This is a genomic window from Streptococcus sp. zg-86 (assembly GCF_017639855.1).
In the GTDB taxonomy this organism is placed as follows: domain Bacteria; phylum Bacillota; class Bacilli; order Lactobacillales; family Streptococcaceae; genus Streptococcus; species Streptococcus zhangguiae.
This window is the reverse complement of the sequence record NZ_CP072115.1, coordinates 388,410-412,469: the sequence shown is the minus strand read 5'-3', so window position 1 is coordinate 412,469 and position 24,060 is coordinate 388,410. Positions and strand designations below refer to the sequence as shown.

The window sequence follows — 24,060 nt, the reverse complement described above, 5'->3', positions numbered from 1 at the left end:
ATCTGCAGTAAACAGGACAGAAATGTCACGACTGGCGTAATCCCTTATTGACAAACTGTTCTCGCCATTCTTCAAACTTCTGTAGGACTTCTTCATGACCAATTTCTGAAAGAGACAACTGTATTTTCTTGTACCATCTTTCCGCCCACTTTCGCTTTTTTAACCAGAGAATTTGGCATTCCTGTAAACGAATAATCGGTAGGTGTTGATAATCTTGCGTTTGTTTCATGAGTTTTTTGACCTTTTTCAATAATTGTCCAATCCCCTTACAATAACCATTGTTCAATCCAACAGCAATGCAGGTCACAGCAACCGTAATCAAGAAAAATACTTGCTCTATGGGCAGATAAGCATCTTGATCCATTAAACAGGTCAAAAAATGTTGATATACATTTGGATCAAATAGACGATTATCCAAGTAAAGGCAATAAAAATACAATTCTAAAATCAGCAAATCATTGATTTGATAGACTGTTTTCTGCTTTACCTGATGAAAATATTCCTCCAACATCTGATTGCCAAATACTGTTTTTCCAGTCGCAAAAACATCAATCCAAGACTGCAAAACATCTACAGCAACTTGTTCATCTTCTGGCAACTCATCATAATAGTTCTCATAGATTTCTGATAAATACTGCTCTTTCTGTTTGATAAGTGTTGGTGGACCAAATAAGCCTGTTCTCATCAGCAAATACTTCAAATCGATATATCGTTTTGGAAGTTCCGTATAATCTTCCATCAATTGATAAAGTGGAACTCCCAAACCATCAGCCAAATATTCAATCTTTGTCAAGGTTGGTTTAGACTCTCCTTTTTCCAAGCGAATGAGCTGGCGTACAGATAATTCCCTTTCATCACCACACACCATTTCTCTTGACAGTCCCTTTTCTTGACGTAAGTCACTAATAATCTGACCAAATGTTTTCTTTTGACTCATTTTCCCCTTCCTCCTTCTTCATTCATCTCAAAATGCAAAGAGACTGGACCGTAGCCCAGTTTCTTGTATTTTTATGAATCATGTTGTTATAAAGCCACAATACCTGAAGTGGAGCCTTTTACCTAGACTATTCTAACAAATTTACAATTTCCCCTCAATCTATTTTCAAAATAAATAGAAAATTTACACAAAATATACAGACAAAATACAGTTTTATGAAAAAATATTCATCTGAACGATAGTCTAGCTGCTACCGTAAGTAGGGGGCTAAATCCTCAAAAAGAAACGGAGTGTCTAAAATAGCTGTCTTTTGAACACTTTATGCACTTTCTTCTTTTTTAGCAAACTGACTCGTGTAAAGGTCATAATAGAATCCTTTATCTGCCAGCAGACTTTGGTGATTTCCTTGCTCAATGATTTGACCGTCTTTTAAGACGAGGATCTTATCGGCTTCTTGAATGGTCGACAAACGATGAGCAATGACAAAACTAGTCCGCCCCTTCATTAAATTCTTCATAGCCTTTTGAATCAAGAGTTCCAAACGCGTATCGACCGAACTCGTTGCCTCATCTAGAATCAAAATTTTCGGATCAGCCAGTAGGGCACGTGCAATCGTTAGAAGCTGTTTTTGTCCCAGCGAGATATTGCTTGATTCTTGGTTCATTTCCATATTGTAACCACCTGGCAAGGTCCGAATAAAGTGGTCCACATTTGCCGCCTTGGCTGCAGCGATAATGTCCTCATCAGTTGCCTCCAAGTTTCCAAAGCGGAGATTTTCCTTAATCGTACCCTCATAGAGCCAAGCATCTTGCAAGACCATCCCAAATTGCCTGCGGTATTCCTGACGAGATAAATGCCGAATATCGTGTCCATCCACCGTAATGGCCCCATTTGTGACATCATAAAAGCGCATCAATAGGTTAATCAGGGTTGTCTTTCCTGCTCCTGTCGGACCAACAATAGCAACCATTTCCCCAGGTTTGACTTCTAGGTTAAAATCACGAATCAAGGGTTTATTTTCCACATATTGGAAATCAACATGCTGGAAGCTAACCTGTCCAGTCAGGTCATGTGTCAATTGCTCTGTTACCTCCATCGGCTCATCTGCTTCATCGAGGACTTGGAAAATCCGTTCAAGTGATGATTTGGCACTTTGTAATGGGCCCGCTAGTTGTGTCAAGGTCTGAATTGGCTGACTGACCTGCCAGACATATTGAACAAAGGCCTGCATATTTCCGATTGTTAAGGATCCTGCAATGACCTGTAAACCACCGACAACCGCCACAATTAGATAGGTCAAATCAGACACAACATGGAGAATCGGCATCATCAAACCAGAGATGAAACTGGCTTTGAATCCAACCTGTTGCAAGCGATCTGTAATGGCTTGAAAATCCTCTGTTGAGGCTTCCTCACGACCATAGAGTTTCAAAACATTAAAACCCGATAAATTTTCCTGCACAAATCCGTTAAGTCGACCTAAAATAGCTGCCTGCTCCTTAAAATAGGGCTGAGATTTTTTGAGAATCAATTGAGCACCTAGATAGGTCAAGGGAATGCTGACTATGACAATGAGGGCTAATTTCATATTCAAAAAGAGCATCATGGCAACTGCAAGCGAAATCGTAAAGACCGCATTGACCATCTGAAGCACGCTCTGTTGAAGGGCATTTGATACTGTTTCCACATCACTGGTAAAACGTCCCAGAAGATCGCCAAATTGTTGCTGATCAAAATAGGATACCGAAATCCGATTGATTTTTCGACTTAGGTCATTTCGCAAATCCGCAACCGTCTGCTGTACAGCATTGGTCATAAAATAATTAGAATAGTAGGCGCCAATCTCATAGAAAAGAGCACGGATGAAATAGAGCACCAATATCCAAAAAATATACGTCACATTGATACCAGCACCCGCTACACCTTTTGCCATCTCCAACAGATTTTTTGTCAATTCAGTAATGGCAAGTCCCAGTACAAACGGTTCCAAGACACTCATGACGACACTTAAAACCTTGAGGAAAATGGCTACAAAAAGCGCCAGTTTATATTCTTTTAAATAGCTCCATAAACGAGCAAAGCTAGATTGTTTCATGTTTCCTCCTATTCTTCTGTTAATGATTGGCTATTCAGCTGAGAATTGGCAATTTCACGGTAAATAGAATTGCTCTCCATTAGCTCTTCATGTGTCCCACGACCGATAATTTCTCCCTTATCAAGAACGATAATTTGGTCTGCATCCATAATAGTTCCAACACGTTGAGCCACGATTAAGACAGTCGCATGTTCTGTTACTTCTTTCAAACGACGCCGCAAAATCGCATCTGTCTTATAATCCAAGGCTGAAAAAGAGTCATCAAAGATATAAATATCTGGCTCTTTGACTACCGCACGCGCAATCGACAGGCGTTGCTTTTGTCCACCAGATAAGTTACTTCCCCCTTCTGCCAAGTGGGTTTCAAATTGCTCTTCCTTACTTTCAATAAATTCACGTGCCTGTGCAACATCTGCAGCCTGGTGCAATTCTTCCTGACTGGCATCTTCTTTTCCATAACGCAGATTTTCAGCAATGGTTCCTGTAAACAAGAGAGCCTTTTGCGGAATAAAACCAATCTTCTGACGCAATGCCTTGAGATTATATGAACGTACATCCACACCGTCTACCATGATTTTTCCAAGCGTTACATCATAAAAACGGGGAATCAACTGCACCAAAGAAGACTTGCCAGAACCCGTTGAGCCGATAAAGGCAATGGTTTCACCTGGTTTTGCCTTAAAGGAAATATTGTGTAACACAGGATTTTCTGTTTCTCCCGGATAGGCAAAGGTAACATTTTCAAATTCCAAATACCCTCGGGTTTCTGTCTCTCTTACCCCATCCTCATTTGGGTTAATCGAAATCGGCATATCCATGACTTCTTTCAAACGCTCACTAGAAACAGCAGTCCGAGGATACATGGTAAAGAGATTTGACAAGAGCAAGAAGGACAAAAGAGCATGGAAACTATACTCGATAAAAGCTACCAAATCCCCAATCTGCAAATCCCCTCGACCAAGTGGGGCTAGGGCAAACCAGACAATCGATACAATCATGGCAATAATAATCTGAACAAAGAGCGGTTCGGTCAAACCAGTCAATTTGAACAAACGATTGGAATTTTGAGCATAAATGTCATTTTGCTCCGCAAAGCGCTCTTCTTGAAATTCCTCTCGTGCAAAGGCCCGAATAACCCGCAAACCAGTCACATTTTCACGCGCGTATTGATTGATTTTATCCAAGGTTTTCTGTTGTTTTTCAGAAAGCGGACGAGTCTTCACCGCCACATACCAGACAACAAGTGCTAAGAATGGCATCGCAAAGGCAACAATCCAAGCCATAGACGGACTGGTTAGAAAAATCATCATCACACTTGACAGCATCATCACAGGAGTAATCACCCCTAATTTTAAGACCTGCTCTGCAAACTGCATTAACACAAAGGCATCGCTGGTCATGCGAGTTACCAAGGATGAAACCCCAATTTGCTCGTACTCATGATGAGAATATTCCTGCAACTTGGCATAGAGATCATTGCGCATATCCCGTACCATGCTGGTCGTTAATTTACCAGCTGCATAAGACAAGACAATGCGCCCCAAGGTTCCAAGAACAATCACAACCAACATCATCATCGCCCAGAAATACAAGCGCTCCGTATCTCTATTATTGACACCTTCATCAATCATACGCGCTAAAACTGTAGGTAGACCAAGATTAACGACTACAAAAAAGATTGCCCCAATTAAATCCAAAACTAACCATTTGGGGTATTTTTTCAAATAAGACCAGATATAGTTCATTTCTCCTCCTTCTTTGACGAACAAGAAAAAAGCACTAGACAGCACTTTTTTCACTTTATTTTCCTTCAGTATAACAGAGTTTTTAGGGAAACTCAACTGTTCGACTTTCTAAAAGCCTTCTCTTTTTCATTGATTCAAGGAAAGTCCTTCCAGATTAACAATGCCTGCATGGGCATAATCCTTTCGCAGAAAGGCCTGGATATTTTTCATATTTTCTCTCACACCATGTAGAAAGGCTTCTTGCGAATAAAAAGCAATATGCGGTGTCAAGAGGACATTTTCCATTGCCATAAACGGCAAGGTGGTCAAATCAGGATCCTCAGTTGATACGACATCCAAAATAGCATAAGAAAGCGAACCATCAGACAGCGCTACAACCAAATCATCTTCCTTCACAACCCCTCCGCGAGAAGAATTGATAAAGACTGGAGCTTTTGTCGCTAGGCCAAATAAGGATGCATCTAGTAATTCCTTGGTCTGTTCATTTAAAGGCAAGTGACAGGAGATGTAATCACTCTCCGCAAAAACTTCCTCCAGCGATACCGCTTCTACCCCTGCTTGAATAAATACTTCTTTATCTACAAACGGATCATAGGCAATGACACGGCAACCAAAAACTCGAAGACGCTCACTAATTAGCCTTGGAATATTGCCAAAACCAATGAGACCAACTGTTAGCGAGGACAGACGTCGCATATCTGGAAAGAGTTGATAGTCCCATTTTTTATCAACCTTAATCGATTGGTTAAAATCATGCAAACGCCGGTTGTGCATCAAAATGGCTGCAACAACATAGTTAGCCACTTCGTCGATACAATAACTAGCAAGATGAGACACCGGCAGATTCTTCTTGGTCGCATACTCTAAATCAACACTGTTAAAGCCAATGGAGCGATAAAGAACGAATTTCAAATTAGGCAAACTTTCCAATACCCGCTGTGTCAGAGGCTCATAGACTGCAATCACCACATCTGCATCCCTAGCATTTGCAATAATCTCCTCCTCCGTCTGGCTCACACGCACCTCAATGGTCGCATCAAGTCCCAATTTACCTATCACTTCCTGCTCATACTCTAGCATATCATCTTCAAACAATCGAATAATTTTCATAGGAAGTCCTTTCTCTTTTTTCAACATCCTTATACTCTATAAAAATCAAAATCTGACTAGCTTCCACAATTGAGAATTGCGAAAGACTGGAAATAGAGCGAGCAAAGCTCGTCTCCACTGAACCACTAGTTCGGACTAATGCTAGCTAAGGATTATTGCATAATCCTTATTTCCAACCTTCAACAGTCCACCGGACTGTTGAAGCAAGGTGAGTTAACAACGTCAGAATTTGATTTTTGACGAGTATTACCACCATTTTCCATATTAACTTTAGTATACCATAAAACCAAGCTATTTGAGCTTGGTTTATAGTAATATCATTTATTCATTAAAAAATCGTGTTTCTCAATTCAAACTAGCAGCTACTATATACTTCCGATTATGCTGATTTAATATAGCAATCAGAAGATATCACCTATTGCAACAATACTTGTCTCTAATCTCTCAAATAAATGCCAATGCCAATCTTGGTCCATTTGCCCTTTTGCTTCTTATCTTGAATTTTTCCGACAAGAAGCTTCCCTGCATCCATGAGGCGGGCAAAAATCACATTATCTTTCTTGGGAACATAGCCAATCTTCTGCCCTACTTGGGTTTGAATGTTAATCGCTTCTGAATCGTAAGGATTTTCAGGTTCTCTAATAAAAACCAATTCCATCCCAATCTGCAAATCAGGTTCAATCTCCTCAAACGTTTCAATATGCATGACACCCGCAACATAGGTATCAAAAAGAAAAATATCACGCTCAAAAGGAAGTCTAAAATCGATCTCCACATTCTTCTGATGAAAGAGACTAACCAGATGATTTTCCTTGTCTAACTTCTGCAAATCCATTTAGTCTAACAACTCCTTGATTCTCTTTTCATACATTTCTTTTGCATGGAGAAAATCTATTTTTGCTTTCTTCACTATCCCTTGACGTTCCAAGACCCATTTCTCATCTTGCAAGAGGTCCTTGTAACGATAAGGGTATTGGGATTTGATCTCTTCAATCTGCTCCTCAAGTTGCTGTATTTGTGTTGCCAGCTGGACAAGCCGTTTTTTCAATAGCGCGTGGCTACTCACCCTGTCATCGTCAGCTCTATCAGCTAACAAGTCATAAATCATCCGAATAGTTTCTATATCAGCTGCTTCATAAGCGACTACAGCTGTATGAAAAAGCTTTAGCTCTTCGTCTGAAATATCAGGATGTAAATCAGGATGGAGCCACTTGACAATCTGATGATAATATTTCTTTAGGTCTTTTGTCTCTTCCTCTGTCAATACTGAAGATTGACTACGTTCAATTGCTCTCGCAATTTCCTCAAACTGCTGTGATAACTGCGCCAAATACTCCCTAAATTCCTCATCAAGCAAGTATTCGATTGCATCTAAATCCACCTTTTCCTGACGGTTTTTCATTGCTTGAAGCATTTCACATTTGCGTTTTGCCCGCAAATAATCGCACTGCGCCTGAAAAGCCTCGTACTCCAAGCGACCAATCTTAAGCAGAAAATCCATCTCAATATTCTTGCAGATATGGAGTAACAAGTCATCCCGCTCAGATAATAGAACAGCCAGCCTCACCTTCAATTCAGCTAACTCCTCCTCAAGCCTTCCCTGACTCGCCAATCGTATGATCGCTTCTGACATAAAAATCCTCGTGCTCGTTTTTCATTCATAAACAGTAGAATACTGATACAGTTACAACTCTGCCCTTGTCAAGCTACCATTTTACTAACCCTGTTTTTGAGGAAACAAGGGAATGACATTCTCAAACTTAGAGATACTCTCTCGGTAAGGATCAAAAAATTGGTCATCAAATCCAAATAGTTGGCTGATGTACTTAGTCGAAACTTTGGGGTATCTTGTTAAATCAGATAAAGTCAGTAAATGATGAGATAAGATAACATCTAGAATACTTCTAATTTTACTTGGATGCTTTAGAGGAATATCTCGATCCAACGGTTCGACCACTTTATAGTCTTTTTTGGAAATCTGTCTATAGAAATATGCATTTTGTTGAGGCGTCAGCAATCCTAATTTATAAGCTCTATATTCTAAAGCCTGAATTGACACATTATATTTTTGCTTCAATAAAACATACTGATCAGGATTACTGGTCCGTTTTCCAACCAAGGACTGAAAATCATGCAGGAATGTTTTTTCCGGTAACAAGAAACAGGAAGCAAACTGATTTGCTTCTCCTTCCTTTTCTTCTAATTCAGCTATCGAAAGCTCCTCAAAATCAACTCTTTGATGCAATAGCAAATGCCCTAACTCATGCGCCAAATCAAAATTTCGACGCACTGATGATTTTCCTACTCCTAGTATGATAAAGGGCCGCCCCTTCTTTGACCATGCACTGTAAGCATCCGCTTGCCCATTAATTAATCTTTCTGAAATATAAATCCCTGATTTTTCTAAATGATAGAGAAGATTACCATTATCAGGAGCGATTTCTAATACATCACGAGCCATCATTGCAATCTCATGAATCGCCACACCATCTTGAAAAAGTTGATTGGTCTGATGACACAATTCATAAATCGTTTGATGAGGAATCTCTACAAACTGTTCGAGATAATCAATCATCTGATTTAATTTTTCAAGGTAAATACTCTGGATACGAATCGCCTTTTTGGCTTCCAAATCAGCGTTTCGAAAAGCAATCTGGCTCAAATCAAATTGAGGCAGCTGCTCTTCTTCGTTAAAATAATCAATTGATACATGGAAAAGATGCGATAAAGTCATCAGGTGCTTCATTTTAGGCGATGCTTGATTGTTTTCAAACTGCCAGATTGCCTGCTCACTCACCTGCAATTTTTCTGCCAATTCAGAGCGACTCAGCCCATTTAATAAGCGCATCTCCTCCAAAATATGACCGTTAAACATGGAACATCCCTTTCTAATGCAACTATCCTTGTTTCTGAATAGCTACCCGTGGTACAATACCAAACTCCTCAATGTCCTTGATGTCAGACAAGTCAGTCAAACCTTGATACTTATCGTCATTGAAATCAATTGCACTTGAAGCGATATATTCAGATAGATCTTGTAATGGTAACAACTTTCCTTGACGCGCATCAGGCATAACCACCTGAATCTTTGTCATTTTATAATCATTGTCTACTTGATGAGTTAAAATCAAAAAATGATCAACATTTGATGTATGTTGAGATAAGGCTTTCATTTCCTCATCTTGAATGAGTTCTAATTGAATATTATCTAATTTTGTGTTACTGTCAGTCTCTTCAAGCTTGACTTGCTTTTCAATAAATTCGTTATTGATTTCTGCTAGCTCAAATAGATAGCCTTTTTTCTTAGTGGCTACTTCTGGAAAATTTTGCTTCAGACGAGCTTCGCCCTTGATAATAAGCAATACATTTCCCAACATTTCATTCTCACTCTCAAACTCGATATACTCCCAAGACTGACCAGCATGTTGAACAGTATAATTCGTGATGAACGGTAAGTCGGCTTTGGAAAAAGCATCATCAATATAATTTGGCTTTGTCCATGCATAGCCCGCAGAAACTTTCATTTCTACTTTCGCCTTTAGTCGTACATCCAAATAAGTCTTATAGCCCTTCAAAATGGCGTCTACAACCTGTTGTCCCTGCACTTCATTAAAAACTGGATATCCCATATATTACCTCATACACTTTTCTTCTATTTTAAACTTTTTTATAAAATTTCGCTACAAAAAAATGCGATTTTTTAAAGTTTAGTATTTGATTTGAAAAAATGTTTTTTTTTGATATGATATCAATAAACGAATGGAGAACATCATGTCACAAAAAACAATAAATGTTGTTGCTGCTGCCATCCTAAAGGATGGGAAATATTTTTGCGCTCAACGGCCTGAAGGAAAATCACTAGCTGGCTATTGGGAATTTCCAGGTGGAAAATTAGAAAATGGTGAATCATCCGAAGAAGCACTTGTTCGAGAAATTCAAGAAGAATTCGCATCGGAAATCAAAATAATTAATTATGTAAATGAAGCTTCCTATGATTACGAATTCGGAACAGTCATCATGAAAACTTATGAGGCTGAATTAGTATCTGGAGAGCTCCTCTTGATAGAACACCAAAATTCAACTTGGCTGGCACCTAGCGAATTAAATACCCTTAATTGGGCACCTGTTGATCGCCCAGCCGTTGATATATTAAGCAAAAAATGAGATTCACAACGAATCTCATTTTATTGTGTCGTTAAATAGTGGAAAAGGTCAGCTTTGACAGGTTCTTTTAACGTAAAGAACATGCAGACAACACTTTCACCAGCTCGTTCCATTTCCTCCGCACTTGCCTCAATATATTCCAATGGACCTAAATAGTAAAAATCCCCACCTTCGGCATCATCCTTGATAATAAATAATTCCAAGCGTAAGCCATTTTCTTTGGAATCAATAATGTATTGCACATCTGGAGACTCTAAGGTTCGCTTGTTTTTAGAGAACCATCTCAGCGTTGATTCACTGAGTAGCTTGTCCTCATACTTGATGGTATCACTGATATCCTCACTCTTATGATAAGTAATGAAAATTGGACAAGAATTAGTTTCTTTATCAATCTTATAACCACCAATATTGAGCGGTGGCTCATCATGTTTGACATTTAATAACTTGAGAACTTCCCGGCGAGAATACTTCTGTCCAAGTGTAAATATCTCTGGATAATCTTTCGATTTCAACAATCCGGTTTCGATAACATCTCTAAAAAATGCCACATAATCAGAATTCATACGAAGCTCTTCAACTACTTGCATATTCAACTGATAGGTATCGTTAGTCTTTACTACCAATGGTTGTGTACCAAAGCGTTTTTGCTCCTGAGCCTTCAAAAAAGACAAATCCAACACACCTTCAACAGAGTTAATCACATCACTTGAAGTATCCAAATCTTTCTGAATCAACCTTTCAAAATAGGTGTCAAATGCAATATGACCATTATTTTCAATGAGCAACTGCAATAAAATCAGTTCATGCTTACGCTTACCACTTAAACATTCAAAGGTGATAAAAGATAAGAAATTTTTAGGAAACTCTTCAAAAGATACTACTTGGTCACCAAACTTAGTCACCACATCTGCATAATCTTTAAAGGCATTGTTATTAAAGAAAGTCAGTGGGTCAATTCCATTATAAGTCCAAAAGTCTTTCAAAAACGGTTGACGCCCCAGCTTGTTCTGCAAATCCACATAACTATCCCGCAGAATTTTCATACTAGATAAACTAGTGTTGGTAATCGATACAAAAATCTGCTTCCGAGCAACTTCCTCAAAATTGATCGTTGTCAAACCACTAATCAAATTGGCTTCACGCACTTCGCGACGATAGTTATCCTTGTTCATCGATTGATCGCCAAATAAGGCTACTGGAATTAAGTAGTTATTACGATAATTTCCAATAAAGTCAATAATTGTCACATAATCTTTCGAAGGATGCTTGCGAAGTCCACGACCAAGTTGCTGAATAAAAATGATACTTGATTCTGTATTACGAAGCATAACCACCTGATTCACACTTGGAATATCAATCCCTTCGTTGAAAATATCAACTGTTAGTAAGTAATCTAACGCTCCGTTTTCAAGCTTTCTAACAGCTTCTTCACGAACTACTTGGCTATCATCACCGGTTAAAGCTTGTGTACGAAGGCCTCTCTGATTTAAAAGAATCGATAGTTCTACTGCCTCCTTTTTACTAGAGCAGAAGATCAACCCATGAACAGATTCACCACTATACCCATAATAATTGATTTTTTCTAGAATATGATTGACACGCTCCTCAGAAATCAATTTTGAAAAATCTATATTTTCACAAATGGGCTGACCGTCAACCACAATATCCGTCACCCCAAAATAGTGGAAGGGACATAGCAAATCTGCATCCATGGCATCCTGCAGGCGAATTTCATACGCAATATTGTAATCAAAAAGTTCATAAATATTTTGTCCATCTGTACGTTCAGGTGTTGCGGTCATTCCCAAAAGGAAAGCTGGTTCAAAATAGGCCATCACTTTCTTATACGAATCTGCACCAGCCTTATGCACCTCATCAATCAAAATATAATCGAAAAAATCTCGAGCAAAACGCTGTAAATGCTCATCACGCGAAAGAGTTTGTATCGTCGCGAAAATATATTTCTTGCCTGAAAAATCTATACCTGACTTGTAGAGACAAGCCTCATCGTTAGAAAATCCAAGAACCCGTTGAAAACTTTCTAAAGACTTACTCAAAATCTGTTCACGGTGAACAATAAAGAGTACGTGCTCTGGATTTACCTGTCTTACATCAAAGGCAGACAAGTATGTTTTCCCTGTCCCTGTCGCAGAAATGACCAGAGCCTTTTGAGCGCCATTATCGCGCACTTCCTGCAAAGCAACTAGTGCTTCTTTCTGCATCTTATTAGGGTTAATCGCCCCAACTTGATAATCAACTTTCACCTCTTCTTCCAAGGTCACCACCTGAATCATAGATTTGCGCTTTCGTTTATATGACTCAATGATTTCAGTGGTCAGTGGTCTTGATAAATCCCATATACGCTCAAATTCTTGCTTCGTTTGATAGAGCAAATTCCCATTATCCGTCGAATTGAGCTTGATATTCCACTCATAATTTTGTTTCAATGCTGTCGCAGTCAAATTAGATGAACCGGCAATCAGAACTTGTTTGTGCTCCTGCTCAAACAAGTAATATTTAGAATGAAGTTGCATGGTTTCATGAGAAATCCGGGTTTCTACATTCGGTAGCTTTAACAAATCATACATAGCCAAAGGATCATTAAAATCAAGGTAGGGCGAAATCAGGATCTTTCCACAAACACCACGTGCCGCCAAATCGGCCAACTGCGCTTTAATCATGGAAATTCCAGACTGCGTTACAAAGGCTACAGAAAAATAAAATGCTCGACTCTTCAGTAATTCCTCCTGCAAATCTGTCAAAACAAACCGCTTTTCCTCTGCATTATTGATTAACATCTTAGGCGCATAAGTCCTGTCCCTAAACTGCATTCGATCAATAAACCCAAATTGAATTGACTCTAACATCTGAGCTTCAAAAGATAATCTCATAAAAATAGTCCTATCTCATTTGATAGAACTATTATCTAATATATTGAGAGGGATGTAAAGAAGAATTGATGAAGAAGCACTAATTTATTTACAAAAATCAATTAAAGTATTAAATCATTTTGCCCGTTTAACAGTAGATTTTCAAAAAATTGTGTCAGTGGCTGACTATTCTTTTGCAACATTTTGGCGTTGTCTAAAACCAAAGCATCTCGAAAGAAACGAGCATTCTTTTGAAAAGGTTCATTATCTACATCAAAACCAAACTCTCGCAAATATTGAATCAGAAAAACAATAACAGCCCGTGTATTTCCTTCTCGAAAAGGGTGAATCTGCCAAATGCCAGAGATAAATTGCTGAATATGAGCTACTATCTCTTCTTTAGTCAAGCCTTGATAGGCAAATTTTTTCTCTTGAGTAAAATCGTAGTCTAAAGTCGCTTCAATCATCGTATAGTCTGCATAGACGACACTATCACTACCTAGCACATATTCTTTTTTCGAAATATTAGTCCTACGAAAAGTACCAACTGGAATCTCATCAGGAAAAATGTCTTGAAATAGCTCCTTATGAATGGACAGGAGAGTCCCTGGACTAAAACTAAACCCCCTGCGTGATAAAAGTTCTGCTATTCTCAAGGCCACCAAATCAGCCTCTTGTGTCTCAGCACTCACTTCCGCATGATAGCGTCTAATCTCCTCATGAACATCTTGATAAGTCAAATCTCCCTTAGCCTGACTCTGAGCAAGTTCTATCATGTAGGCTGAGGGTTCAAGACCATCAACCTTTTGCAAACCAAACCCAGTCTCCCAAAGATCTAGCTTCGTTTGGTAAGATAAGCGAGGATTATCAATACTGTACGTTGGTTGCATAAACGCTCTCCTTGTTTTTTGTTTATATGATAATCTAAATATAATCACATCAGCATAGACCAAAGGAATCCATGCCCATTGACACGGATATTCAACTGATAAGTCATTCTAGCATACTTATCAGACTCATTAGCATACACTATGATAAATTTGTTAGGTAGGCATCGTATTATAAACTTAATTTGTAAACTAATATAGCATAAAATCACTCTAGAAGCTTTTCTCTTATTCTAATTATCTTTTCTGGTAAATAGCTAGGATATTGAAAAATAGAGGCTATTATTATTTGATTATCTACAAAATCCTCATTTAAAATTTTAAACATATCCTCAATATTTTTTTGATCAACCTCTCGACCACTCGGAGAGTCTAAAACAATCGGCAGTTTGAAATCTAAAAATTTTTCCAATTCTAGAATATATGAAAGTTTAAAACAAAAAACTAATTTATGTAAAATAGTCCCACTATAAGATTTCAAATCAGAAGTTAGAATGAAATCTTTCTCTGAATTAAGGTAATCCTGAACGCCTAGTTTATTTGCAAAATACATAATACTCTCATAAATATCTTGTGTAATCTTATTTGAAAGATAGTTATTTCTTATAATTTTTAACTCTTTTTCCCTTTTCTTTAAGCGCTCTAACTCCGAAACAATCACTTCTTGAGGAGCAACAAGAAGGTTTAACCTTTCTTCAAAAAGCTTTAACGGATTTTCCGGGACAAATAATTTTTCTGAATGATTTATCTCAATCTTAAGCTTTTCTTCACGATCATTTAATTTGTCAATTTCTTTTTCTAGATGATAAATTCTTAATTCAATTAATTCTTGATAGGTGCCAAAATCTTTAACATACTCTTTTTTTAAAAGAAATTCCTCACCCGAATTTGGAGCTTTTATCAGTAAATTTAAATTTTCTATATATGATAAATATTCTTCATTCTTTTTAAGAGTTCCTTTCAAATCATTCCTTTTTAATTCTAGACTTTTCCTCTCCCCTTTTATAATTGATACCTCATTCTCTAAATTCAATAACTTTGTTGTTTCAAAATTAGATTCATTTGCTATTTGAATATTTTCATTTTGAAAATCAATTATTTTTTTTAGTTGCTTTAACTTGGATATCTCTTTACCAACTTCTTCTAATTCGATATTTAAAGATTCAAGAGCATCTATCTCGGATAATCCCTGAATTAATTGCTCAATTTTAAACTTAATTCCTCCGATGACAGTTCCTCTATTTAGTAAAGTCCAACCTTTATCTTGGTCTAAATAAATTGCTCCCAGAATATTCGACAAAACGTCTTGGTTTTTTGTATTAAAAATTTTTTGAAGTATAAATTCCAAATCATTAGGCATATTGAGTTCCCACTCTTCAGAATCAATAAATTTCAATCTAATTTTTTTATCTTTTCGATGAATCTCACAGTTTCCATTTACAGTCTCCAAATGTAAACGTGTCTCTAACTTATTAAACTTAATCTTTTTAGTTGAAGGAATACTATATCCTATAGAATAAAATAACAGACGAAGTAAAGTTGATTTACCGACACTATTAATATTGCTATAAATCGCTGTTTTATCTCCAAAATAAAATGTTTTAGAATAAAAGCCATCTTCTATTATTAAATTATTAAATTTCATCCAAAGCCATCCTTTCTTTAATAGTATCTATCTCAACTCTATTTGATAATATTCTATATAAGGTAACCTTTATTATATTGTCTATAAGCTCTTGATTGATATTGGCTGTTTTTTGTAAAAAATAATCCTGATATTGTTGGAAATTCTCATTAGTAAAATATTGAATTTTTTGAGTTTGAGGCATTTTTGGGTTATTCATTACATATTTCTTATAATCTCCAACAAGTTGGCTAATAAATTGGAAATTTAATTGTTTTTCAGAAATATAATCAGAAAACTCCGTTTTAATTCGAGCTATAAATTCTTCTGGTACATCTAACTTTTCAAAACTTTGAGTTTCATCACTCTCAATACTAAGTAAAATTATAGTTAACCCTAATTCATTAATATTATAATCAAAACGCTTTGAAGCATTTTGGATAAACTCTTTTTGGAAAAAACCAAATATCCTGTTACATTTATGTCTTTCAACCCCTAAAGAGCAAAGCTTATCAACAACTTTTGCTTTTACTACCCCATACCTAGTTTCATCGTCTTGACCATGAAACGAAATTTTTAAAATAGACAATCTTTCTTTAAATACTTGTGGTCTGTCTAGTTTGATATTAGAATCTTCCATAATCTCATTCAATTTCTGTTGGAATTTTACCGGTAATTCACTATACTTATATTTTTTACGTAATCCTTCAAAAAAACTTTTTTGGATACCCGCCCTAATTGGAATCTCTATATTCGTACCATATGTTACTTCACTATATTCACCATCAACTTCATCTACAGCACGGAGTAACGAATTTATCGCATTAGTTAAATGTTTCTTAGTCGTAGAATCAGACATAGGGTCTTCTTGAGATTTTGCTTGTACAAGCATTGGTCTTTTTTCTGTAGAATGTCTATAATATATTTCAATATCTTCTGTTTTCCCCTCTACCTTAAATTTCTCAATTTGTTTAAGATCCTCATCCATCACTAAATACAAAGCCAAGTTAGCTTGGAAGTCCCAACCGAAAGCAGAGGGGGTAGCATTTGAACTAGTCATAAATTTAACCTCATTTAATTATTATCATTACAATTATACCACAAAACCCAACCATTTTAGGCTGGGTTTTCGTGTTTATGACGCTATTTCACCAACTTCTCCATCTCTGCAATGCGTTCTTTGGTCGCATCGTATTTGGTTTGGTAGTCGGCTTGTTTGGTGCGTTCTTTTTCAACGACTTCTGGTTTGGCATTGGCGATAAATTTCTCGTTGGCGAGTTTTTTACCGACCATGTCGAGTTCTTTTTGCCATTTGGCAAGTTCTTTTTCCAGACGAGCTAATTCTTCATCGACATTGAGAAGGTCTGCAAGTGGTAAATAGATTTCAGCTCCTGTGATGACGCTTGACATGGCTAGCTCTGGTGCGGTCAAACTGCCGTCAATTTCTAATTGCTCAGGATTTGTAAAGCGTTTGATGTAGTTGACATTTGCCTTAAAGAATTCTTCTAACTGGCTATCAGTTGGCTTAATTAAGAGCGTGATTGGCTTACTTGGGGCAACGTTGACTTCACTACGCGCATTTCGAACGGCACGAATCACATCTTTCAAGGCTTCTACGCCATTTGCCGCTGCAAGATTTTCAAACTCAGAACGAACTACTGGATAGCTTGCCGTTACAATGCTTCCTTCTGAGATTTGCCCAAAGATTTCCTCCGTCACAAACGGCATGATTGGGTGGAGCAAGCGCAAGATTTGATCCAAGGTGTAAAGAAGCACAGAGCGAGTCATGATTTTTTCTGCCTCATTATCGCTATAAAGCACTTCCTTGGTCAACTCGACATACCAGTCCGCAAATTCATCCCAGATAAAGTTATAGAGGATGTGCCCAGCAACACCGAACTCAAATTTGTCAAAGTTTTCAGTGACTTTGGCAATGGTTTCATTGAGGTTGTGGAGAATCCAGCGGTCTGTCACGTTTCCAGCCTCGCTTGCGGCTACTTTTGCAACATTTTCACGCGCCTCATCAAGATTCAAGCCCTCATTATTCATGAGAATGTAGCGGGAGATATTCCAGATTTTATTGATGAAGTTCCAGCTGGCATCCATTTTCTCATAGCTAAAGCGGACATCTTGCCCTGGGGCAGAGCCGTTAGATAAGAACCAACGGAGACTGTCTGCACCGTACTGGTCAATCACATCCATCGGATCAATCCCATTCCCGAGAGATTTAGACATTTTACGGCCTTGCTCATCACGAATCAAACCGTGAATCAAGACATTTTCAAACGGACGACGGTCTGTAAATTCAAGGGATTGGAAAATCATTCGTGATACCCAGAAGAAGATAATATCATAGCCTGTAACAAGGGTTGAGGTTGGGAAGTAGCGTTTGAAGTCTGCGTTGTCCTCATCTGGCCACCCCATGGTTGAAAATGGCCAAAGGGCTGAGCTGAACCAGGTATCAAGCACATCTTCATCCTGAGTCCATCCGTCACCTGCTGGTGCTTCTTCCCCAACATAGATGTCACCTTCTGCATTGTACCAAGCTGGGATTTGGTGCCCCCACCAAAGCTGACGTGAAATCACCCAGTCATGCACATTTTCCATCCATTGAAGGAAGGTATCGTTGAAACGTGGTGGATAGAATTTCACTTCATCTTCGGTCTTTTGGTTGACAATAGCATTTTTAGCTAATTCATCCATTTTGACAAACCACTGAGTAGACAAACGTGGCTCGACAACAGCACCGCTACGCTCAGAGTGTCCGACAGAATGCACACGTTTTTCGATTTCCACAAGGGCACCCAATTCTTCCAATTTAGCCACGACTGCCTTACGAGCTTCGAAGCGATCCATCCCTGCAAATTCACCCGCCAAGTCGTTCATGGTTCCATCATCGTTCATGACGTTGACTTGTGGTAAATTGTGGCGTTGTCCTACGAGGAAGTCATTTGGATCGTGGGCTGGTGTAATTTTTACGACCCCTGTTCCAAATTCTGGATCCGCATGTTCATCGGCTACGATTGGAATGGCTTTATTGACAATCGGCAGGATAACATTTTGCCCAATCAAGTCCTTGTAGCGTGAATCTTCTGGGTTAACTGCGACCGCAACGTCTCCAAACATGGTCTCAGGACGGGTGGTCGCAACTTGAAGCGCACGAGAGCCGTCCTCAAGCGTGTAGTTCATGTGGTAGAAGGCACCCTCGACATCTTTGTGAATCACCTCGATATCAGAAAGCGCGGTGCGGGCTGCTGGATCCCAGTTGATGATAAATTCCCCACGGTAAATCCAGCCCTTTTGATACAAATCAACAAAGACCTTACGAACAGCCTTTGACAAACCCTCGTCAAGGGTGAATCGCTCACGCGAGTAGTCAAGCGACAAACCCATCTTGCCCCACTGCTCCTTAATCGTTGCAGCATACTCATCCTTCCATTCCCAGACTTTCTCTAGGAATTTCTCACGACCGAGGTCATAGCGGGTAATGCCTTCTCCACGCAAGCGCTCCTCAACCTTGGCTTGAGTGGCAATCCCTGCATGGTCCATCCCTGGCAACCACAAGGTATCAAAGCCCTGCATCCGTTTTTGACGGATGATAATATCTTGTAGCGTCGTGTCCCAAGCGTGTCCAAGGTGGAGTTTTCCCGTCACGTTTGGCGGTGGAATCACGATGGAGTAAGGTTTTGCCTTCTCGTCTCCTGACGGCTTAAAGATATCTGCCTCCAGCCATTTCGCATAACGACCGGCCTCAACCTCGGCTGGATTGTATTTTGGTGATAGTTCTTTTGACATATCTTGTCCTTTCTATATTGTTTCAATATCCTTTAACTTTTGTAAAATAAGCTGTGCTGATTCATAAGCTGACAAATTTGTATTATTGATTTTATAATAATGCTTCAGAAATTCTGGTGACGATTCTGGATTAAATTGTGCGAAATCCATCGTCGATAAAATATCCTGTTCAGACCATTCAACATCGCGTTTCAAAGGCTTACACTGCATACGATGCTCTGTGCGATTTCGTCGAAGCCTCTCTTCTATGTCTGTCTCCAGTTCAACAAACAAAACCTCTCTTTTATAAGAGTGAAAAACATCTTGAATTTGCTTTAAGAAATCAAGGTCATGCGAATCATTAAAATTGATAACAACTGTAAAAATGAGAGAGTGAGTATTTTTAGCAAAGACTTCAAAAAAATCCATTCTAATTTTTTGAATCAATTCAGTAGCTGCTGAACCATATTCCATAAAGCGCATAACAAAATCAATACTATCATGGTTATGAAATAACGTCATCTTTGTCAATTTTTCAATTTCTTGACCAATTGTCATTTTACCTGACGCTTGGGCACCAATTATAACCAAATTCATGTTCTTACCTCCCACACTACCTCAATTTTCAGCCTATCTGGATCTTCAAAAAAGACAGCATAATGGTCTGGTCCTCCAGCATATGGGGAGTTTTCTTCATAGAGTAGGGTTACACCCTCCGAGCGTAAGCGATTGTGCAGAGAATCAACTTTTTCCTTAGTTGAAAGAGTAAATGCAAGATGATTGAGACTCGTTCGTTTCCTATGATAACTTGGCTCTTTGTAGTCTTCCTTGGTTTGGACAAAAACCAGATAGGAATCCTTATCTCGATAGCTAAAGCCCTCTTCCCACTCTTGATACAGTTCATAGCCCAAGTCTGCAAAAAGCTTAGCATAAAAGACACGGCTGATTGCAAGATTCGACACATTGATTTCAATATGATGGAGCATGATGTTTCTCCTCCCACTCTGTCCTCAACAATCCGTAAACCAATTCGTCTACTCGATTTCCTTCTAAGTCTTTATAGTTACGAATCGTCGCTTCTAAGGTGAAACCGAGTTTTTCAGCAACTCGCTTGCTTTGCTGGTTGGAGCTGTAGCAACGGATTTCGACCTTATGGAGATGAAGAAGCGTAAAAGCGACTTCAATCAGCGCAGCAACTGCTTCTGGCATATAGCCCCTGCCCCAAAAATCTGGATGAAGAAGATAGCCAATCTCAAATACATCATCTGCTCGGCGGTGATTAAAGTCACAAGAGCCTATGACACGATTGCTCCCTTTGACGGTGATTCCGTAGCCAGACGGTAAGTTCTCTTTGACAAGATTTTCGAGATACTTGCTTTCAATATACTTCCGTTCTTCCGTAAGCGTCGCTACCGGTGGAAAACCCGCTGGTAAGCAAACCTCAGGCAAGCTCGCATAGGCAAACAGATCTTCGACATCCTCCACGGTCCACTGACGCAGTATCAGACGATTGGTTTCCACTTTAGGCAATGATTTGCCATCATAAGCTTCTAAAATCTTTAGCATAACTTGCCTCACTTTCTCTCATCTGACACAAAAACGCCCCTGCCATACGACAGGGACGAAAGTTAATGCTAATTTCCGCGGTACCACCCAAATTCGGGCAAATGCCCGCTCTTATTCATCTTTCATATTCAACCTCAGCAACCCATACTGACATCTGTGCGGATTTCTCAGCACCACCGCTTTCTGTAACAGACAAACTCACTATCCCTCTGATTGGCTTTATTGTAACAGATTTTCTGAGAAATTGCAACTGCTTCTCCCTCAGCTAAAGATCAACTCAAGCAACTCATCTGCTGATACCTTGCCGAAATAGCGTGACAAATCAATTGTCTCTAAAACCATACGAATATCGTCTTTTTCCATTCGGTGTCCTATTAAAGCTTGCTCAACTTCTGACACATCACCTTTTCCAAAGAAATCACCATAGATTTTACAATGTGCAATCCGTCCCTTATCCATATCCAAGTGAATATCAATGGTTCCAGCTGCAAAACGACCATCTCGGTGGTAACTGTACTGTGGAGAATTGCCATAATTCCATTCCCAGTTTTTATATTTATCAGCGACCAATTGATTAATCGCAGCCCAATCGTCATCTGTCAATTCATAGCGTTTTGCTTGATCAAGGCTAGTAATTCCCAGCAATTTGCAGGTCATCAGATTTTTAAATTCATCCGTTGTAATAGCTTGGTACTCATATGCTAAAAAAGGACGAATACTGCCGACACGACTTCTAACTGATTTTATCCCTTTTGATTCGATTTTTTTCCTGTTTGGATGAAGCACTTTCTCCATTGCCTCAACATCAACATCTAACAAGAGAGAATAACCACCGTAGACCCGATTATTCGAAATCGTCATAGCAGCACCTGAGACTTTTTTGCCTTCAATCACCAGATCATTGCGACCAGTCTGTTCAACCTGAGTTACTCCCAATTCATTGAGGGCACGAATAGCAGGAGCATAGGCCCGTTTAAAATCACCAAAGATACCATTATCCTGAATCAGATAGCAGACATTAACTGCACCAGAATCAACATATACTGCACCACCCCCAGTATCACGGCGAACAAGCAAGATATTGTTTTCCTTGAGATAGTCTTCGTTGATTTCGACAATCGCATTTTGAAACTTACCAATCTCTACTTTTGGCTCACAATAATAAGGAAACAAAATATCATCATCTAAAAAGACATGTTGTTGAACATAAACTTGCATAGCAAGAGCAACTGCACCGTCCGCAATATATTTTCCATTGCGAATAGGTTCAATAAGGTACATCATTCTCTCCTTTCCTTCATAAAACATTCTTTGGTCTTAGCCATTAAAGTGGCGATATGACTAGTTAGTTGAACACTTTGAGGTCGAATAGCAGGTGGAATCCGATACTGCTTTTGGTTCAGGCTTACAAAGAGGGCAGCAGGATTTTCCTGTGTTTGCTTCTGAAAAGGTTGCTTAATAAATTGTGGTGTTGTATAGCCCACCCCAATCTCAAGATAGAGGACCTTTTGCCCCTTATGCTCTGCTAAAAAGCGGTCATATCGCTCTTTTTGCGCAAAGAAATCCGCATCCTCAACCATCCCTTTTTCTGCATTACGCTTATTGATTTCAAAAGGTGCTCCACACCTTGGACAATAAGGAATCAAATCCCGCGGAATCTTCATATCCCTTTGTTCTGCAACCATTTGGCGGATTAAATCATCATTTCGATAGGTCTGCTGGTGACAAAAGCGACTACATTGCCATAAGCCATACTCACCTTGAATGTGAAAGACCTTATTCATGTCGTAAGCAGCTGCCGCAAAGGCATTATCCGCATTGGTCGTAATGATATGATAAGCTGTTGTTTCAAGGATTTCCTTCAAATCCAGATAGGCTTGTCCAACAGGCTGATCCAGATAATTTAGAGTGACAAAGCGACTTTGAAAAGCCCAATATTCCTCTAAACTCGCAAACTGAAACAAACTGGCCTGCAACATATCTAGGAGGCCATATTTTGCAATAAAATCAGGAAAGGCGGTTTCAAACCGTTCTCCGATGTAGGTAAAACCGTCTGCGGCTGACATCCCTGCTCCGATTCCCACAACAACAGCATCTGCCTCTCGGATTAGACTAGCTAATATCTCAGGCTCATCCTGTGCACTCTTCAGCGCTTTCCACTGAGTCATGACTTCTCCTCTTCTCTTAGTTCTTTTTCATAATAAATAGCATCTTCTTCTGTGTATAAGGTAAAGATGACGGTCAGTGGATAAGCCGTTTCACTCAACCAATCGTCCACCGTTTGAACAGCAAGAGCCGCTGCCTCTTTTTTAGGATAACCAAATTCTCCTGTTGAGATAGCACAAAATGCCAAGGTTGCCAGACCTTCTTCACGCGCCCGATTAAGACAGGCTAGATAGCATTGTCTTAGGAGATTTTCCCGAATAGGAGAGGGGCTTTTCCCTTCTGGAATCCTTGGTCCTACCGTATGAAAAATCAACTGAGTAGGTAGGGCATACCCCTTTGTGACCTTTACCTGTCCTACTGGTTCTTTATGCCCTTGTTTTTTCATCAATTCCGCACACGCATTGCGGAGTTCTGCTCCTGCATAAAAATGGATAGCATTATCAATACAGCCATGATTGGGCAGAAAACAGCCTAATAACTCACTATTTGCCGCATTGACAATGGCATCTACCTGCAAATGACAAATATCCCCATAGTAGAGTAAGATATTGGGATGAAGCGTTTTTTCACAATCTGCTAGAGAACGCTGGTGTTTCTGATGATAGTCGGTTAGAAATTCTTTTTCACAAGCGAGGTATTCTTCCGAAAGAAGGCCAGCTGGTCGTCGATTGACCAAGCCTCGCCAGATAATCAGAAGTTCATCCCTATCCTCGCTACTTCCTTCTTCACCACCTAAGAAACCAATCATTTGCTTAATCAGTTGACATTCCCGTTCTTTACGCATCTTCGAGAGCTTCAAATGCTGCGACATCGACATCAGTCAACCTAATCAACCAATGCTCTGCCGGATCTGCTGAATTTAATAAGAGAGGCTGTTCCAATGCTGCTGTATTACGCTCAACAACCTTACCAGCTAATGGACTTAAAATCGCCATAACTGTTTTTGACGCCTCTAAGTTTAAAATTATATCGTCTTTTTCCAGCACATCCCCTTCTGAAAATTCCACATAGCCAATGGTTCCAATATCATCTTGTAATTCTGGTGTCATGCTGATGACATATTGTTCTTCCTCTTGTTCAATCCAAAGATAATTTGCAATTTTTTTCATACTATTTCCTTTC

21 protein-coding genes are annotated in these 24,060 nt (G+C 39.1%); 1 reads left to right on the top strand and 20 read right to left on the bottom strand.

The features are described 5' to 3' along the window. Positions 1-25: 25 nt before the first annotated feature. The 8 genes from J5M87_RS02175 to J5M87_RS02140 form a co-directional block, all read right to left on the bottom strand. Positions 26-937: a helix-turn-helix domain-containing protein gene (locus J5M87_RS02175; protein WP_154608123.1), complete on the bottom strand. Its 912-nt coding sequence runs from the start codon at positions 935-937 to the stop codon at positions 26-28. Positions 938-1,256: 319 nt separating this feature from the next. After that, a complete protein-coding gene (locus tag J5M87_RS02170; protein WP_154608122.1) occupies positions 1,257-3,032 on the bottom strand; it encodes an ABC transporter ATP-binding protein in 1,776 nt (591 codons plus the stop codon). An 8-nt stretch (positions 3,033-3,040) separates the two neighbouring features. Further along, positions 3,041-4,777 carry an ABC transporter ATP-binding protein gene (locus J5M87_RS02165; RefSeq protein ID WP_154608121.1) on the bottom strand — a complete coding sequence of 579 codons (1,737 nt, stop codon included), beginning with the start codon at positions 4,775-4,777 and terminating at the stop codon, positions 3,041-3,043. 126 nt (positions 4,778-4,903) lie between these two features. Then, entirely contained in the window at positions 4,904-5,887 is a 984-nt protein-coding gene (locus tag J5M87_RS02160) for a C-terminal binding protein (protein WP_154608120.1), read from the bottom strand. 436 nt (positions 5,888-6,323) lie between these two features. Beyond that, positions 6,324-6,722, bottom strand: a complete 399-nt coding sequence (locus J5M87_RS02155) for an HIRAN domain-containing protein (protein ID WP_154608119.1) — start codon at positions 6,720-6,722, stop codon at positions 6,324-6,326. Continuing rightward, complete coding sequence (locus J5M87_RS02150; RefSeq protein WP_154608118.1) at positions 6,723-7,520, bottom strand: hypothetical protein; 798 nt, start codon at positions 7,518-7,520, stop codon at positions 6,723-6,725. 84 nt (positions 7,521-7,604) lie between these two features. Beyond that, positions 7,605-8,762 carry a spr1629 family repressor/antitoxin gene (locus tag J5M87_RS02145; RefSeq protein WP_154608117.1) on the bottom strand — a complete coding sequence of 386 codons (1,158 nt, stop codon included), beginning with the start codon at positions 8,760-8,762 and terminating at the stop codon, positions 7,605-7,607. Between the two features lie 22 nt (positions 8,763-8,784). Further along, positions 8,785-9,516 (bottom strand): spr1630 family ClpXP-sensitive toxin, encoded by a 732-nt coding sequence (locus J5M87_RS02140; protein WP_154608116.1) that lies wholly within the window; start codon positions 9,514-9,516, stop codon positions 8,785-8,787. Between the two features lie 142 nt (positions 9,517-9,658). Here J5M87_RS02140 and J5M87_RS02135 point away from each other — a divergent pair, with 142 nt between their 5' ends. Beyond that, positions 9,659-10,051 (top strand): (deoxy)nucleoside triphosphate pyrophosphohydrolase, encoded by a 393-nt coding sequence (locus tag J5M87_RS02135; protein ID WP_154608115.1) that lies wholly within the window; start codon positions 9,659-9,661, stop codon positions 10,049-10,051. 20 nt (positions 10,052-10,071) lie between these two features. Here the strand turns inward: J5M87_RS02135 and J5M87_RS02130 are convergent, their stop codons facing one another. The 12 genes from J5M87_RS02130 to J5M87_RS02075 all read right to left on the bottom strand — a co-directional run bounded on the left by J5M87_RS02130 (position 10,072) and on the right by J5M87_RS02075 (position 24,047). Further along, the gene (locus tag J5M87_RS02130) at positions 10,072-12,942 is read right to left on the bottom strand and encodes a DUF3427 domain-containing protein (protein WP_154608114.1); all 2,871 of its coding nucleotides are present in this window, start codon (positions 12,940-12,942) and stop codon (positions 10,072-10,074) included. 101 nt (positions 12,943-13,043) lie between these two features. After that, on the bottom strand, positions 13,044-13,811 hold the full coding sequence (locus tag J5M87_RS02125; RefSeq protein ID WP_154608113.1) for a Fic family protein: 768 nt from the start codon (positions 13,809-13,811) through the stop codon (positions 13,044-13,046). Positions 13,812-14,016: 205 nt separating this feature from the next. Beyond that, positions 14,017-15,453 (bottom strand): hypothetical protein, encoded by a 1,437-nt coding sequence (locus J5M87_RS02120; protein ID WP_154608112.1) that lies wholly within the window; start codon positions 15,451-15,453, stop codon positions 14,017-14,019. Beyond that, the gene (locus J5M87_RS02115; protein ID WP_154608111.1) at positions 15,443-16,492 is read right to left on the bottom strand and encodes a hypothetical protein; all 1,050 of its coding nucleotides are present in this window, start codon (positions 16,490-16,492) and stop codon (positions 15,443-15,445) included. The genes J5M87_RS02120 and J5M87_RS02115 overlap by 11 nt, the downstream gene beginning before the upstream one ends. A gap of 83 nt (positions 16,493-16,575) precedes the next feature. Beyond that, entirely contained in the window at positions 16,576-19,227 is a 2,652-nt protein-coding gene (locus J5M87_RS02110) for a valine--tRNA ligase (protein WP_154608110.1), read from the bottom strand. Between the two features lie 12 nt (positions 19,228-19,239). Beyond that, positions 19,240-19,803, bottom strand: a complete 564-nt coding sequence (locus J5M87_RS02105; RefSeq protein WP_154608109.1) for a shikimate kinase — start codon at positions 19,801-19,803, stop codon at positions 19,240-19,242. Beyond that, entirely contained in the window at positions 19,800-20,192 is a 393-nt protein-coding gene (locus J5M87_RS02100; protein WP_154608108.1) for a VOC family protein, read from the bottom strand. Before J5M87_RS02100 ends, J5M87_RS02105 begins: the two co-directional genes overlap by 4 nt. After that, a complete protein-coding gene (locus tag J5M87_RS02095) occupies positions 20,176-20,772 on the bottom strand; it encodes a GNAT family N-acetyltransferase (RefSeq protein WP_154608107.1) in 597 nt (198 codons plus the stop codon). The genes J5M87_RS02100 and J5M87_RS02095 overlap by 17 nt, the downstream gene beginning before the upstream one ends. Positions 20,773-21,033: 261 nt before the next feature. Then, the gene (locus J5M87_RS02090) at positions 21,034-22,053 is read right to left on the bottom strand and encodes a lipoate--protein ligase (RefSeq protein ID WP_154608106.1); all 1,020 of its coding nucleotides are present in this window, start codon (positions 22,051-22,053) and stop codon (positions 21,034-21,036) included. Further along, complete coding sequence (locus tag J5M87_RS02085) at positions 22,053-22,940, bottom strand: SIR2 family NAD-dependent protein deacylase (RefSeq protein WP_154608105.1); 888 nt, start codon at positions 22,938-22,940, stop codon at positions 22,053-22,055. Before J5M87_RS02085 ends, J5M87_RS02090 begins: the two co-directional genes overlap by 1 nt. Beyond that, positions 22,937-23,722: a protein-ADP-ribose hydrolase gene (locus tag J5M87_RS02080; RefSeq protein WP_154608104.1), complete on the bottom strand. Its 786-nt coding sequence runs from the start codon at positions 23,720-23,722 to the stop codon at positions 22,937-22,939. The genes J5M87_RS02085 and J5M87_RS02080 overlap by 4 nt, the downstream gene beginning before the upstream one ends. Continuing rightward, positions 23,715-24,047 (bottom strand): glycine cleavage system protein H, encoded by a 333-nt coding sequence (locus tag J5M87_RS02075; RefSeq protein WP_154608103.1) that lies wholly within the window; start codon positions 24,045-24,047, stop codon positions 23,715-23,717. Before J5M87_RS02075 ends, J5M87_RS02080 begins: the two co-directional genes overlap by 8 nt. Between the last annotated feature and the right edge of the window lie 13 nt (positions 24,048-24,060).

What these genes read in the sequence shown, in the direction of transcription:
- J5M87_RS02075 (WP_154608103.1), bottom strand. Translation starts at nt 24,047, where the DNA reads ATGAAAAAAATTGCAAATTATCTTTGGATTGAACAAGAGGAAGAACAA.
- J5M87_RS02095 (WP_154608107.1), bottom strand. Translation starts at nt 20,772, where the DNA reads ATGCTAAAGATTTTAGAAGCTTATGATGGCAAATCATTGCCTAAAGTG.
- J5M87_RS02145 (WP_154608117.1), bottom strand. Translation starts at nt 8,762, where the DNA reads ATGTTTAACGGTCATATTTTGGAGGAGATGCGCTTATTAAATGGGCTG.
- J5M87_RS02125 (WP_154608113.1), bottom strand. Translation starts at nt 13,811, where the DNA reads ATGCAACCAACGTACAGTATTGATAATCCTCGCTTATCTTACCAAACG.
- J5M87_RS02150 (WP_154608118.1), bottom strand. Translation starts at nt 7,520, where the DNA reads ATGTCAGAAGCGATCATACGATTGGCGAGTCAGGGAAGGCTTGAGGAG.
- J5M87_RS02130 (WP_154608114.1), bottom strand. Translation starts at nt 12,942, where the DNA reads ATGAGATTATCTTTTGAAGCTCAGATGTTAGAGTCAATTCAATTTGGG.
- J5M87_RS02120 (WP_154608112.1), bottom strand. Translation starts at nt 15,453, where the DNA reads ATGAAATTTAATAATTTAATAATAGAAGATGGCTTTTATTCTAAAACA.
- J5M87_RS02085 (WP_154608105.1), bottom strand. Translation starts at nt 22,940, where the DNA reads ATGACTCAGTGGAAAGCGCTGAAGAGTGCACAGGATGAGCCTGAGATA.
- J5M87_RS02100 (WP_154608108.1), bottom strand. Translation starts at nt 20,192, where the DNA reads ATGCTCCATCATATTGAAATCAATGTGTCGAATCTTGCAATCAGCCGT.
- J5M87_RS02080 (WP_154608104.1), bottom strand. Translation starts at nt 23,722, where the DNA reads ATGCGTAAAGAACGGGAATGTCAACTGATTAAGCAAATGATTGGTTTC.
- J5M87_RS02160 (WP_154608120.1), bottom strand. Translation starts at nt 5,887, where the DNA reads ATGAAAATTATTCGATTGTTTGAAGATGATATGCTAGAGTATGAGCAG.
- J5M87_RS02170 (WP_154608122.1), bottom strand. Translation starts at nt 3,032, where the DNA reads ATGAAACAATCTAGCTTTGCTCGTTTATGGAGCTATTTAAAAGAATAT.
- J5M87_RS02175 (WP_154608123.1), bottom strand. Translation starts at nt 937, where the DNA reads ATGAGTCAAAAGAAAACATTTGGTCAGATTATTAGTGACTTACGTCAA.
- J5M87_RS02140 (WP_154608116.1), bottom strand. Translation starts at nt 9,516, where the DNA reads ATGGGATATCCAGTTTTTAATGAAGTGCAGGGACAACAGGTTGTAGAC.
- J5M87_RS02090 (WP_154608106.1), bottom strand. Translation starts at nt 22,053, where the DNA reads ATGTACCTTATTGAACCTATTCGCAATGGAAAATATATTGCGGACGGT.
- J5M87_RS02105 (WP_154608109.1), bottom strand. Translation starts at nt 19,803, where the DNA reads ATGAATTTGGTTATAATTGGTGCCCAAGCGTCAGGTAAAATGACAATT.
- J5M87_RS02165 (WP_154608121.1), bottom strand. Translation starts at nt 4,777, where the DNA reads ATGAACTATATCTGGTCTTATTTGAAAAAATACCCCAAATGGTTAGTT.
- J5M87_RS02155 (WP_154608119.1), bottom strand. Translation starts at nt 6,722, where the DNA reads ATGGATTTGCAGAAGTTAGACAAGGAAAATCATCTGGTTAGTCTCTTT.
- J5M87_RS02135 (WP_154608115.1), top strand. Translation starts at nt 9,659, where the DNA reads ATGTCACAAAAAACAATAAATGTTGTTGCTGCTGCCATCCTAAAGGAT.
- J5M87_RS02110 (WP_154608110.1), bottom strand. Translation starts at nt 19,227, where the DNA reads ATGTCAAAAGAACTATCACCAAAATACAATCCAGCCGAGGTTGAGGCC.
- J5M87_RS02115 (WP_154608111.1), bottom strand. Translation starts at nt 16,492, where the DNA reads ATGACTAGTTCAAATGCTACCCCCTCTGCTTTCGGTTGGGACTTCCAA.